Annotated in this window: 7 protein-coding genes; 4 read left to right on the forward strand and 3 right to left on the reverse strand. The window is 43.6% G+C overall.

Translation table 11 applies throughout. The features are described 5' to 3' along the window. Nucleotides 1–487 (reverse strand): pyridoxal-phosphate dependent enzyme (locus CALSC_RS14240; protein ID WP_159460622.1); only part of this gene is annotated, 487 nt, incomplete at its 3' end. After that, nucleotides 477–1,781 carry an alkaline phosphatase family protein gene (locus CALSC_RS14245; protein ID WP_088241987.1) on the reverse strand — a complete coding sequence of 435 codons (1,305 nt, stop codon included), beginning with the start codon at nt 1,779–1,781 and terminating at the stop codon, nt 477–479. The genes CALSC_RS14240 and CALSC_RS14245, both read right to left, overlap by 11 nt. Nucleotides 1,782–2,413: 632 nt before the next feature. On the opposite strand from CALSC_RS14245, the gene CALSC_RS14250 reads away from it, so the two are divergent. From CALSC_RS14250 to CALSC_RS14265, 4 genes are all read left to right on the forward strand, one after another. After that, entirely contained in the window at nt 2,414–2,815 is a 402-nt protein-coding gene (locus CALSC_RS14250) for an ectoine synthase (protein WP_088241988.1), read from the forward strand. Nucleotides 2,816–2,979: 164 nt separating this feature from the next. Beyond that, nucleotides 2,980–11,079, forward strand: coding sequence for a hybrid non-ribosomal peptide synthetase/type I polyketide synthase (locus tag CALSC_RS14255; protein ID WP_088241989.1), 8,100 nt, complete (start codon nt 2,980–2,982; stop codon nt 11,077–11,079). A gap of 11 nt (nt 11,080–11,090) precedes the next feature. Next, nucleotides 11,091–12,473, forward strand: coding sequence for a condensation domain-containing protein (locus CALSC_RS14260; protein WP_088241990.1), 1,383 nt, complete (start codon nt 11,091–11,093; stop codon nt 12,471–12,473). Nucleotides 12,474–12,691: 218 nt separating this feature from the next. Then, nucleotides 12,692–12,895, forward strand: coding sequence for a hypothetical protein (locus CALSC_RS14265; protein WP_088241991.1), 204 nt, complete (start codon nt 12,692–12,694; stop codon nt 12,893–12,895). A 135-nt stretch (nt 12,896–13,030) separates the two neighbouring features. Here CALSC_RS14265 and CALSC_RS14270 read toward each other — a convergent pair whose 3' ends face one another. Continuing rightward, a complete protein-coding gene (locus CALSC_RS14270) occupies nt 13,031–13,714 on the reverse strand; it encodes a L,D-transpeptidase (RefSeq protein WP_143288263.1) in 684 nt (227 codons plus the stop codon). Nucleotides 13,715–14,016 lie beyond the last annotated feature (302 nt).

Genomic DNA, 14,016 nt, shown 5'->3' on the forward strand with positions numbered 1-14,016 from the left:
GAGGGATAATTTCTGCACCAGTAGTCTCGTAATGGGCTTGTGGATTTGCCCAATTATGAAGCTGATCCAGAAAACAATAATGATTGGAGCTATCTTGCTCAACTAGCTGGTGACAATATTTGTTCCCTTCAATGGTAAAGTTACCCATTTGCCGGATCTTGCCACCAAAATACTCGATAAAATTACGTTTGTCTTGTGTTAACTTCGAGCTGACGACAACTTCAGTGGGATAGCCCAAGATTTTTCCCAAGTAAGCGACAGAAGTAGCAAAGTTGCCACTTGAGGCATCCAAGAGTGTCATCCCTGGCTGTAGCTTACCTTGCTCCAACATGGTTTTGATAATTGAGAGGCATGCACGATCCTTAACTGCTCCCGTAGGATTGTAGCCTTCGAGCTTGATAAACAGGTTGGCTTTGCCGGTTTCTTGAGAAACAAATCTGACACAGGGCGTGTTGCCAACCATGTGAGTAATTTCATCAAATCGCATACTCAATTTCCTCATTGTGAACTGGATTGATGATATTAGGGATATTTCCGTTACTCTTACCTGTCAAAAGCTCAATCAGGGAAAGGGAAGAGATTGGTTCTTTTCCATACCTGCCTTGACACATGCTCTCTTCAGTAAACTCCTCAACGGAGTCATTGTTTATACCGTTCCAAATGGCAAAGGGTACTGGATCGAGGGAGTGGGCATTAACACGCTTCTCTCCGTTTTGATGAGGAAGAACATTGGTATAATGATCCGGAACAACCATTACTCCACCAAGTTCGTGCAGGTGTTCGTGGAAGTATCTGATGATTGGTTGGACGATGAATTGATCGATTGCCTCCAAGCTGCTGATTTTGAGGTCAAGGCTTCCCATATGAGAAGCTTCATCAGTGGCGTTAATGTGGCAGATAATCAGCCCGTAATCGTTCCTGATAAGCTCAATAACTTGGTTGGCTTTAGCTTGGAAGTCAGTGTTAGGACAGCCTGAACCGACGGGGAAGAAATCCATTGAGCCAGCGATCGCCATCCCACGTAAGAAGTCCATCGCCCCGATTATACCAACCTTGTTAGAAAAACCGGTGTTTTCGGAGAAAGAAGGTAATTGAAAGGCTTCTGAAGCACTCCAGGGAAAGATGGCGTTAGCGGCTTCAAAGCGCAGAAGGTTGGTAACTTGAAGCAGATATTTGTTGATACGCTCTGCAAACAGCTTACCCTGAGAATCTTTGCCCCCAATTAGCTTGGCCATATCGAACTGACAACCAATATTTTCATGGGGTTCAAGGCAGATTAACTGCTTGGCGCTGACATTTGCACCGCGAACAATTAGGGTATTGCGAAAGTCGCTGTTATGGTAAAGCTCAAATTCAGGGAATTGAGCCTTGAGGTCTACATTAATTTTTTCAACCAAAGGTGCTGCGCGATCGCTCTTAATATAATTGGCGTTGTAGCTCGTCAGTAATGAACCATCCATCCGCACGAAATTAGCTCTGAAAGCGATATCTTTCTCGTCAAGGTCAATCCCGTGGGTGGCCAGTATTTCTGCTGATGCCCTACCTTGAGGGTAGTATTGGTAAGGATTCCAACCGAACATTCCTAACTGTGCGACTAAACTACCTCGCGGTAGAGAAGGGAAAAGGGTCTGCATACGACCACAGATACCGAATCTAGCAATTTGGTCAATATGGGGAATCTGAGCTAAGGCCAAAGGCGATTTCCCCTCGCGATCGCGGTACAAATCCCCAGCACCATCGGGAATTATCAGCACATATTTCTTTTTGTTTAACTTTGGCATTTTTGCTGTTCACACCCTGATGACAATACCCAGTTTACGTGCTTGTCAAGCTTAAACGAACCGTATTGGGAAAGCTCTAGACAAACCCTTTTTCTTAATCATGACTGTCACTGTCAACACACCCCAACACTTTCTAGATTTACTTAAATCTAATTATAAATTCTCCTTACTTGTCAATAATCTTCAGCTTTTAAGTAATAATTCGATAAGTTTACTTAAAATTTATGGGTTTTAGGTAGAGGGGAATATTAGCATAAGTATGTACTAACGATTCATGGTTTTTTGTCCAAGCACGAAAATTTATAAAAATTCACAAAAAACTAGTGCGCTGTATGCTAAAAATCAATTGAGTATATGCTTAATAGAACTCTAATAAACCGTTTATAAAGTAAATATTAAATCTGTACTTTAGTCTGTAACTAGCTTTGTGAGTGATTAAATACGCTAGGATTTAGCGTCAATCGACAGAAACTAGGTTTTTCAGACCTTAAGGTTTACTTTATAAATAGCATCTAAAGCTTAAACAAATACTTACTAACTAAAATAAAAATGATAAATAAAAATGATAATGATAATAGATAATCTTAAAAGCCTAAAAGATATAACTACTGTTTTTTAATGAGAATCTCATTATGATTATCAGAACAATACAAGAAGCAAAAAAAACAGAACGTCACATTATCGCAGAAGATTGGGAAACTATCAGACTTTTGTTGAAAGGAGATGGTATGGGCTTCTCTTTCAGTGTTACAACCATAAACGCAGGTAGGGAATCTCCACCGAGATGTTATCAGCATCATCTTGAAGCTGTATTGGTAATCGAAGGTGAAGGAGAAATAGAATTGCTGGATGAAAACAAAATTTACCCCCTAAGTCCTGGAACTTTTTATGCCTTAGATAAACACGATCACTACATTCTTCTAGCTAAAACTAAGATGCAGGCTATTTGTGTCTTTAATCCTCCATTATCTGGCAAAGAAATTCATGATGAGGAAGGCTCTTATCCCGCTGAAGCGGAGGAGATTAGTGTCTGAAATTGCAGTAAATTTGGCTATTCAATTGAGAGCATCCCATTTTGGTGAATTTGTAGTGCAGGCAGCTTGCCTGCTTGTAGTTTTAGCTGTTCCGGCAAGAAGCTTTTAGTCTGAATCTAATTGATTTATATTTCACACTTTTTAAAAGCTTAGGTTAAGTGACAATGCAGGGTAATTATTTAGAAAATCAGTCTAATTTGGATAAAGATACAAGAGAGTTTTATCCCCTTTCCCTTGGTCAGCAAGCCATGTGGTTTCTCCACAAGATGGCACCGGGAAGCGTTGCTTACAACATCTTTTCTACGGTTCGTCTCTGCTCAGATTTGGATGTAAAAGCTTGGCAACGAGTATGGCAGAAGTTAGGGTCACGCCATCCGATTCTGCGAACCACATATACCCTCCAGGATGGTCAACCTGTGCAAGTGGTTCACCCTCATCAACAACTAGATATTAAGGTAACGGATGCATCTAGTTGGAATGAGCAAGACTTGCAGGAGTCGATCTTCGCAGAAACTGACCGTCCCTTTAACCTAGAAGAAGGCCCCATGCTGCGGGTGCGGTTGTTTAGTCAGTCAGAGCAGGAACATGTTCAACTGATAGTGATGCACCACATTGCTGGAGATATGTGGTCTTTTGACATCCTGCTTGATGAACTAAGGTCTCTTTACTCTCTTGAGTTGGAACAATCTTCTCCAACTACTTCTGAAACTTACAACAGCATATCGCTTCCTAGTCGGCAATATACAGACTATGTACATTGGCAATCGGAAATATTAACAGACTCAAAAGGAAAGCAAGATTGGGAGTACTGGAAAAAACAACTAAGGGGAGAACTATCAATTTTAAATTTGCCCACGGATAGACCCCATCCGGCCGTGCAGAACTATGGTGGTGATTCCCAGATCGTCGAGGTAGATGCAGAACTGCTCCAAAAGCTGAGGAACTTAGCAAAAGCAGAAAAAGCCAGTCTCTACAGAACCATGCTGGCAGCATTCCAGGTTCTGCTACATCGCTACACCGGCCAAGAAGATATTCTAGTTGGCACTCCCATGGCAGGTAGATGGGGTCGGGAGGAGTTTAAGGAGATTGTTGGCTACTTCGTTAATCCTATTGTCTTGCGAGCCAATCTTAAGGGGAACCAGACTTTCAAACAATTCCTTAGCCAAGTTCGCCTCACTGTTTCCCAAGCTCAAGAACACCAGGATTATCCCTTCCCCTTGCTAGTGGAACAGCTAGTGCGATCGCGAGAGTTAAGCCGTTCTCCCCTCTATCAGGTTTCTTTTTCCTGGGATAAGCAGCGCTGGTGTCAGCAAAGTCCCAAGCCTTATCTGAAACAGGGACAAGTCTTGCTCCAGGACGAGCCACATTTAAGACTAGTAATGGAACCATACCTGCTTGGTCATCAACGAGGGGCCTCCTTTGACATCAGCGTGATGGTTCTAGAAGCAGGTTCCCAATTCAAGGTTTGCTGGCGATACAATACCGACTTGTTTGACAAAGCTACTATTGAGCGCATGGCAGGGCATTTCCAAGTTTTGCTCGAAGGTATTGTCGCTAATCCAGATTGCCCAATTGCCCAATTGCCTTTGTTAACTGAAGAAGAACGCCATCAACTGCTAGTGGAGTGGAATAACACCACAGCAGCATATCCCCGCCATAAGTGTCTCCATGAGTTGTTTGAAGAACAGGTGGAACGCACCCCTGATGCTGTTGCGGTTGTCTTTGGTAATCAGCAACTCACTTACCGAGAACTGAACGCTGGTGCCAACCAACTCGCACATCACCTGCAAAGATTGGGAGTAGAACCAGAAGTGCGGGTGGGTATATTCCTAGAACGTTCCTTGGAAATGGTTGTGGGGCTATTTGGGGTACTCAAGGCAGGGGGAGCCTATGTACCTTTAGATATTACTTTTCCTGGAGAACGCCTATCGTACATGCTCTCAAATGCCCAGGTAGGAATAATCTTAACCCAAGAAAAGTTAATCTCGAAACTGCCTGACCATCAGGGGCAAGTACTTTGCTTAGATCGTGACTGGCAAGTTGTTGCTGACGAGAATGCAGAAAATCCCCTCAGTGAGGTGTCGGCGGAGAACCTTATCTATGTAGCTTACACATCTGGCTCAACTGGCAAACCGAAAGGAATCGTCATTCATCACCGCCGGGTGGTGAATTTTCTGACCTGGGCGATTAAAGCTTATCGGGTTGCAGAAGGTAGCGGTGCTCCTGTCCACGCCTCCCTCAGTTTGGAAGGGAATATTCTCTTATTTTCTCCTTTGTTGGTGGGAGGGAAGATATTCTTATTACCTGAAGAAAAAGAAATTGAAGCCCTCAGCACTTGCTTGTGTTCTCAAGAAAATTTTAGCCTGGTCAAAGTTACCCCAGCTCATCTGGAATTGCTTGATCAGTTGTTACCTAACCAGAAGATTAAAGGTCAAATTGGCACATTAGTTATTGGTGGTGATGCTTTACCAGGGGCGAGTATTGCCTTATGGCGCGATCGCGGCTTAAAGACTAGCAAGATTATTAACCAATACGGCCCGACCGAAACCATTGCCTCATGCTGCTTCTATGAAGTAAATGAGCAAACTCACTTAGATGGTGTAGTACCCATCGGTCGCGCGATCGCAAATACACAAATTTACATCCTCGACCCTCATCTCCAACCAGTACCCATCGGAGTTACAGGGGAACTCTTCATTGGTGGGGATGCTCTGACCTCAAGCTACCTCAACCAGCCGGAATTAACGGCACAGAAGTTTATACAAAACCATTTTACTGACGATCCAGAGGCGCGATTATATCGAACTGGTGATTTAGCTCGCTATCTAAGAGATGGCAACATTGAGTTCCGGGGACGCATCGATCATCAAGTGAAGATTCGCTCCTTTCGCGTCGAACCAGGAGAGATTGAAGCAGTTCTCAAGGCAGATCCGAATGTACTCCAGGCTGCGGTCGTTGTTCGAGAATATGCTCTTGGCGATCGACGCTTAGTTGCTTACCTTGTCCCAGCTGAGAATTCAGCATTTAATACTAGTCAACTAAGGGACTACTTAAGTCAGAAGTTGCCCGACTACATGGTGCCTTCGGCATTCGTCTCATTAGAAGCCTTACCTTTAACAACCAATGGCAAGGTCAACCGCCGTGCCCTTCCAGCCCCAGAGGAACAGCGACCTGAGTTAGAGCAAACCTATGTCGCACCACAAAGTGAGTTGGAAGATGTTCTGTCGAAAATCTGGTCTGAACTGCTCAAGATAGATAAAGTAGGTATTCACGACAATTTCTTCGAGCTTGGGGGCAATTCCCTACTAATCGTTCGAGCTGCTGCACGAGTAGAACAGGAACTTAAGGTTAAACTGCCTGTAGTTAAGCTGTTTCAGTATCCAACCCTGGCTAAATTAGCCAATTATCTCAGTCAAAATAAGGCAGAAGGCAGAAGGTTTGCAAGGAGCTTGGATTCAGACCAACAGGTGCAACCAGCCCAGCCAACTTCAGGTGAGGTTGCTATCATCGGCATGGCAGGGCGTTTTCCTGGTGCTGCCAACATTGATGAATTATGGCAGAATTTACGCGAGGGGGTAGCATCAATTACCTTCTTGAGAGACGAAGAACTAGACCCAAGTATCCCGCAAGATTTAAAAAATAATCCCAATTACGTCAAAGCGAAAGGAATCCTGGAAGATGCAGATCGCTTTGATGCAGCCTTCTTTGGCATCAATCCCAGAGAAGCGGAAATTATGGACCCGCAGCATCGCATTTTCTTGGAAGTAGCCCAGGAAGCTTTAGAAAATGCCGGGTGTAATCCAGAAACCTTTGACGGTTCCATTGGTCTGTATGCTGGTTCTTCTTTCAACACTTATTTAACTTCCAACATTCTCGGAAATCAAGAAATTATCAACAGAGTGGGCGAGTCTGCCATCCGACTCGCCAACGGTAGGGAATATTTAACCACTCGCGTTTCCTACAAACTGAACCTAACTGGACCGAGTGTTAACATTAACACCGCCTGTTCGACCTCCCTAGTCGCAGTCATTAACGCTTTTAACAGTTTGCTCAGCCATCAGTGTGATTTAGCCTTGGCCGGTGGTGTATGTATTACCACTCCCCTCAAAAGCGGTTATTGGTATCAAGAAGGAGAAAGGTTCTCACCAGATGGATGTTGTCGCCCCTTCGATGCCAAAGCTCAAGGTACGTTATTGGGCAATGGAGCTGGTATTGTGGTACTCAAGCGCCTCGAAGATGCCCTTAAAGATGGCGATCGCATTGAAGCGGTGATTCGTGGCGTGGGTATGAATAACGATGGCTCAGACAAAGTCAGTTTTGGTGCTCCCAGTGTGGAGGGGCAAGCAAAAGCGGTGATGATGGCTCACACCAGTGCTAACCTCAATCCAGAAACCATTTCCTACATTGAAACCCACGGTACAGCAACTCCCCTAGGGGACCCCATTGAATTTGCTGCCCTCACTCAAGCTTTCCGTAGCCAAACTACAGCCACAGGCTTCTGTGCCCTGGGTGCTGTCAAAAGCAATTTAGGACACCTTGATGCTGCTGCTGGTGTGACAGGACTAATTAAAACTGTTCTGGCCCTCAAACATAAACAGCTTCCTCCCACTCTGCATTTTCAAAAACCTAATCCCAAGCTTATTTTGACAGATAGCCCTTTTTATGTAGCAGGCGAACTTACCGAATGGGCAGCAGGTGCAGAACCTCGCCGCGCTGGGGTTAGCTCCTTCGGTATTGGTGGGACAAATGCCCATGTGGTACTAGAAGAGGCTCCAAAGGTTGAATCTGAAGGTTTCTCCCGCCCCCAACAGTTGCTCCTACTCTCAGCAAAAACAACCTCAGCCCTGGATGTAGCCACCGCTAACTTAGGCAATTACCTGCAAACCCACCCAGAAAGCAACCTTGCTGATATCGCCTATACCTTGCAAGTTGGTCGCCAAGGTTTCCCTCATCGCCGCTTCATAGTCTGTGAGGATTCAGAGTCGGCAATTCAAGCCTTAGAAGACCTGCCTCTTCAACAGACTGCAACCCGTCAAATTAATCCCAGAACTTCAGAAATTGCCTTCATGTTCCCAGGACAAGGCTCTCAGTACGTGAACATGGGCTTGAATCTTTACAAAAGTGAGCCAGTCTTTCAGGAAACGGTAGATAGATGTGCCCAAATATTGAAGCCCTACCTAGAGCGAGATTTACGGGAAATTCTCTACCCAGAAGCAGGAGACTCAGAAACCAAGGCCGCATCCTTGCGCCAAACCTTCTTTACCCAACCAGCAATCTTCACTATTGAATATGCCCTAGCCAAATTCTGGCAAAGCTGGGGTATACAACCTCAAGCTGCTATCGGTCACAGCATTGGGGAATTTGTAGCCGCCACCCTTGCTGGGGTATTTTCCCTGGAAGATGCCCTGATGCTGGTTGCCACCCGTGGGCGATTAATGCAAGAATTACCGGGTGGTTCTATGCTCTCTGTACGCTTAAGTGCAATAGCAGTGGAACCGAGATTGAGCCAAGAACTTTCCATTGCTGCCATTAACGGCCCTTCCCTGTGTGTGGTATCTGGTGCCACAGAAGCAGTGGCCCAACTGCAAGAGGAACTAGAGAGAGAAGGAGTGGTTTGCAAACAGTTGCATACTTCCCATGGCTTTCATTCGCCCATGGTAGAGCCAATTATTGAGCCATTTGCTCAATGCTGTCAGCAGATTCAGCTTTCACCACCTCAGATACCTTTTGTTTCTACGGTAACGGCCACCTGGATTACTCCAGAACAAGCAACTGACCCTCAGTATTGGGCACAACACATGAGGGCAACTGTCCGCTTTGCCGAAGGTATTAAAACCCTTTGGCAAGATTGCGAGCGCGTCCTCTTAGAAGTGGGGCCTCGCACCACAGCAGCTACCTTGGCCCGTCAACAGGTAAAAGATTTCCAACGACAGATTGCCATTTCTTCTTTAGGTAAAACAGCAGAAAACGAAGCAGAATGGACAGCTTTATTAAGTGCAGTTGGGCAACTGTGGCTGACAGGAGTATCCATTGATTGGCATCGTTTTTACCAAGGGGAAAATCGCCGTCGAGTTGCACTACCTACTTATCCCTTTGAAGGCAAACGGTTTTGGATTGAACCTATCACTAATGTTCAGACAGAGCCCCAGTTTTCAGAAGATTTAGCTCCATCTCAACCCGAAGTACAGCTCATGTCTCAATCGCCGATAAATAGCCAATTACAAGAAGTAATAGAAGACACCTCTGGGCTAGAGATGAAAGGCTTTAATGAGGAAATAACCTTTGTAGAAATGGGATTTGACTCCCTTACCTTAACCCAAGTCGCCCTCGCCTTAGAGAAAAAATTCCCCGTTAAGATTACCTTCCGCCAACTCTTAGAAGAATTTCCCAATCTCAAAACTTTGTCCGAGCATTTGGCTTCTAAGCTACCTGTTGATACTCTACCGACAAAATTGCCATCTACTCTCCCATCCAATGGTGCTACTGCCAAGATGGCAACACCGCCTAATCTACCTAACCCAGCTAGCAACTTAGAATCTATCTTTGCCCAACAACTGCAAATTATCTCTCGGCAGCTAGATTTGCTTGGTAATGGGGGCAATACTTCTGTTACTACATACCCTGAAGCTGGGACAATACCATCAGGGTGCCTCAATTCCCAGCCTAACAACAAGCCAGTTGAGATAAATAAGAGAGCCTCATCGGAGGAAACCAGTAAACCATTTGGTGCAGCAGCTCGCATTCAAAGGAGTAAAAGTAAGGCATTAACTCCTACCCAACAAGTTTTTCTAGATGATTTGATTGCACGGTACACGACACGAACAGCAAAATCAAAAGAATACGCTCAGTCTAATCGCGCTCATTTTGCCGATCCGCGCACGGTTTCTGGTTTTAGCCCAACTTTGAAAGAAATGGTCTATCCCATTGTGGTAGAGCGTTCGGCTGGCTGCAAGCTATGGGATGTAGATGGTAATGAATATATAGATTTAATTAATGGTTTTGGCTCAAGCCTTTTTGGTTACTTACCGACTTTTATTAAAGAGGCGATCACAGCACAACTGGAAAGGGGTATGGAAATTGGTGCCATGACTCCTCTGGCGGCCGAAGCTGCTAAACTGTTTTGCGAGTTAACCAATTTTGAGCGCGCCACATTTTGCAATTCGGGTTCAGAAGCAGTCTTAGGGGCAATGCGAATCGCTCGCACCGTGACCAATCGCAGTAAAATTGCCATCTTTTCTGGAGCTTATCACGGAATTTTTGATGAAGTGATTGTTCGTGGTACTAAAAACTTACAGGCACTTCCAGCTGCTCCGGGTATTATGCCAGAGGCACTTGGGAATATGTTGGTGCTTGATTATAACTCTGCCGAATCCCTGGAAATCTTGGAGGCTCAAGCAGGAGAACTCGCAGCAATTCTGATTGAACCTGTACAAAGTCGCCGTCCTGATGTACAGCCGCGAGAGTTTCTTCACCAACTGCGGCGCATTACCGAAAAATCTGGCACTGTGCTTATTTTTGATGAAGTGATTACGGGATTGAGAATTCATCCCGGAGGGGCGCAAGCATACTTTGACGTGCAGGCCGATATAGGAACCTACGGTAAAATTGCCGGGGGTGGCATGCCGATTGGGGTAATTGCAGGCAAATCCAAGTTTATGGATGCCCTCGACGGCGGTTTCTGGCAATATGGCGATCGCTCTGTTCCCGAAGTTGGAGTTACTTTCTTTGCTGGCACTTTTGTTCGCCATCCCTTAGCAATGGCTACAGCCAAAGCTACCTTAGAGCATTTAAAACAGAGTGGTCCACAATTACAGAGACAGCTCAATGAAAAAGGCGATCGCTTGGTTGCAGAACTCAATAGTTACTTTGAAGAAATAAAAGCTCCTTTGAAACTGCTTAATTTTGGCTCATTAATGATGCCCAAGTTTACAGAAGATGTGCCATTAAAAGAACTTCTTTTCTATCTATTACGAGAGAAGGGAGTACATGTTCTCGAAAATCGTCCCTGTTTCCTCACTCTGGCCCACTCCGACGCTGATATTGAGCATGTGATTAAAGCTTTTAAGAAAAGTGTGTGTGAAATGGAACAGATAGGACTTTTCAACTGGCGCACCCCTACGGTAGATATCTCTGCAAGTTCGCAGTCTGTTACCTCTAACAACCCTCCAGTTCCAGGAGCTAAATTGGGACGAGATCCGCAAGGAAATCCCGCTTGGTACCTTCCAGATCCAGATCGAGCAGGAAAATATTTACAGGTCAAATAAGCAGACAATGTATGGCAAATACGTTCACCCAATCAAAATTTATCTTAGTTCCTGTAGATTTCGATCCCTTTGCTGAAGGGGAGTTGCTCTTAACGTCTTCCACAACCGATTCCCAGAAAGAAATCTGGGGTTTTGTGGAAATGGGGAAAGAAGCAAATTGTGCATTTAATTTGTCAACAGTGTTAAAGTTGCGTGGTTCCTTTAATGTTGCAGCACTGCGTTCTGCTTTCGGGGAATTAATTACACGACATGAAGCACTGCGAACTACATTTAGCCCAGATGGAGCAACTCTTTGCGTTACTGCATCGCTAACAATTGAGATTCCTCTCATCGATCTATCAGGTTTAGGGAGTCAGGAAAGAGAAAGACAGTGGGATTTGATTCGACAACAAGCAGTTGAGCAGCCTTTTGACTTAGTGTATGGTCCTTTGCTGCGGGTGCAAATTGTTCGGATGCAAGGGGAAGAACACTGGGTCATTTTTACAGCACACCACATTATTTTCGATGGCTGGTCCTGGGGAGTTCTGTTTTCTGAGTTAGGAATAATATACTCTGCGTTTCGGCGAGGTCTTGTTCCTCAGCTACCAGAACCAGATCGGTTTAGTGAATATGCATTGTTAGAACAACAACAAGCAACTGAGCCAGAATACTTAGCGGCTGAGCAATACTGGTTAAAGAAATTCTCTGATAAAATCCCAGTGCTGAAGTTACCGACTGATCGCCCTCGACCATCTCGGAGAAGCTTCAAAGCTGCACGGGAGGATAGGGAGATTAATACAGCTACGGTAAAGACACTGAAAAAAATAGGTGCAAAGTATGGCTGCACTTTTGTCACCACAATGACAGCGGCATTTGAAGTCTTTCTTTCTCGTATTACGGGACAGGAAGATTTAGTCGTGGGGATTGCAGCAGCGGGGCAGTCAGTTAAGGGAAAATCTAATCTGATTGGATATTGTCTAAATATTTTGCCGTCGCGGACTTACGTGGATGGGAGGGCAAGTTTTAGTGAGTATCTGCGATCGCGTCGTGCGACTTTACTAGATGACTACGAGCATCAACAGGTGACATGCGACAGTCTGCTGAAAAAATTAATAGCATCAAGAGACAGAAATCAGTTTCCTTTTGTGTCGGTAAGGTTTAATATCGACAGGATTTTGGAAAATCAATTACCTCGGTTGGAAGGACTAGAAATTGAAGTATTCTCGAACCCCAGAGCCTTTGATAACTTTGAACTTTTCATTGATGCCCTAGAAACAGAGAAAAGATTCCAATTGAAGTGCTATTATGACACAGACTTGTTTGATGCTCAAACTATTCAAGGTCGCTTGGAAGAATTTGAGGTATTGTTAGCTGATCTAGCAAATAACCCAAAACGAAGATGGAGACTTGTATGAAATTAGCAGAAGTTGAGATTACTAATTAATACCGACTTAAACTTAAAACGACTTAAACTTCTTCAAAATAGAACGACTACCACAATTACTGTTCTCTGTTAAGTTCCCAGATTTTGCATCTTTTGGCTGTTTAATCCTTCCTATAGAACCCATTTGGTATCTTTACATTCTCCGGTATAATAATTCAAAATGGTGATTATCAAATACACATTCGCCAAATGCGATCGCTATTGCTAATTAATAAATCTGACAAATCTGCCAATCTAACTATTGATGGTTTGAATGGTATTGATAATACTCAAACTCTACCAATATTTTACTTAGATGAAAATGGTATCAAAGAAAGCACTATTACTTCAGGTTCATTATTGAAACCACCTTTTTTCTTACCAGCTTATTCACTGGCGTTAATCCATCTTTAGTTGAATTTGAAGGATGGAAACTGTCAGGCAGGGGAGCAGGGAGCAGGGAGCAGGGAGAAGGGAGCAGGGAGCAGGGAAGTTTCCACAAATAAATTTGGGGGCTTGTATCCTTTTCGTTTTTGGTAAAGAATTAAATTATTGAATTCTGACATCGATAAATTTCGGTCGATAAGTACGAACAAATGTTACTACTTGACTTAAATGCTGTTTGCTGATTAACCCAATACAACCTGATGTCCCATCTTCGCCATTATTTTTTTCAAATGATGGGTCTACGTGGAATCCTAAGTCTGTACGACCAGTCTTAAATAAAGGCCATATAGGTAAAAATTGATCACCTGCTTCAGCAATACTACCACGAATAGTAGATATACTAACTGTATATTTTCCATCAGGTAATGGAGCTTCTGTTCCACTTTGATGACGATTTCTGTTCTGAGTATGCCTGCGTCCGGTTACGGTAAGAAACCTGTTAATTAATTGCCCATTTGCATACAGACGCAATTCATAAAGTGGGTTATTCAAAGCATTTGTTTGTCCTGTTGGTCTTAGAGTTATATAACTGCTTAATTCACCAGGATTGATTCTTCCCGTTGAAATTTTTTGAGCGATATAATTTTTTTTATTTTCCTGTTTACCGCCTGATTTGAGTAGGTGAAATTTTGACTCTACAGACCAATTCTGGTTTTTACTAATACCTCCTTTATCAATTCCTAAGGTATTCAGTTTTTCTTGATCCCCTGTATTTATTAATATTTTTTTGATTTGCTTTTTATCTATATTTGATTTCATATAAGTCATTGATGGTGATGATAACATTTCTACATTTGCTATACATAGAATGAATGTTAAGCAACTTAGAAACATCAAAGTAAGTCGGAGCATTTAAATTACTTGCTTCTAATATCTCTTCAATTTAATTGCTTTTTTTACCATAAGCCTGAGCAATTTCCCTTATTTTTTGTTTTGTCATAAAATTATATAGCGGTGGACAAAACAGCTAGGACACCCTAAAACGCCACAACAAATTGATAGCCAATATTTCACTTATAACAACTTCTCAAAATACATACTTCATAATTGGAGTCACATAATATTATTTCAACAAATAAAATTCCGCA

Source organism: Calothrix rhizosoleniae SC01, assembly GCF_900185595.1.
Taxonomy (GTDB): domain Bacteria; phylum Cyanobacteriota; class Cyanobacteriia; order Cyanobacteriales; family Nostocaceae; genus Calothrix_A; species Calothrix_A rhizosoleniae.

Excerpts from the sequence above, each read along its gene's own strand:
- CALSC_RS14270 (WP_143288263.1), bottom strand. The coding sequence starts at position 13,714 with ATGTTATCATCACCATCAATGACTTATATGAAATCAAATATAGATAAA.
- CALSC_RS14260 (WP_088241990.1), top strand. The coding sequence starts at position 11,091 with ATGGCAAATACGTTCACCCAATCAAAATTTATCTTAGTTCCTGTAGAT.
- CALSC_RS14255 (WP_088241989.1), top strand. The coding sequence starts at position 2,980 with ATGCAGGGTAATTATTTAGAAAATCAGTCTAATTTGGATAAAGATACA.
- CALSC_RS14265 (WP_088241991.1), top strand. The coding sequence starts at position 12,692 with ATGCGATCGCTATTGCTAATTAATAAATCTGACAAATCTGCCAATCTA.
- CALSC_RS14250 (WP_088241988.1), top strand. The coding sequence starts at position 2,414 with ATGATTATCAGAACAATACAAGAAGCAAAAAAAACAGAACGTCACATT.
- CALSC_RS14245 (WP_088241987.1), bottom strand. The coding sequence starts at position 1,781 with ATGCCAAAGTTAAACAAAAAGAAATATGTGCTGATAATTCCCGATGGT.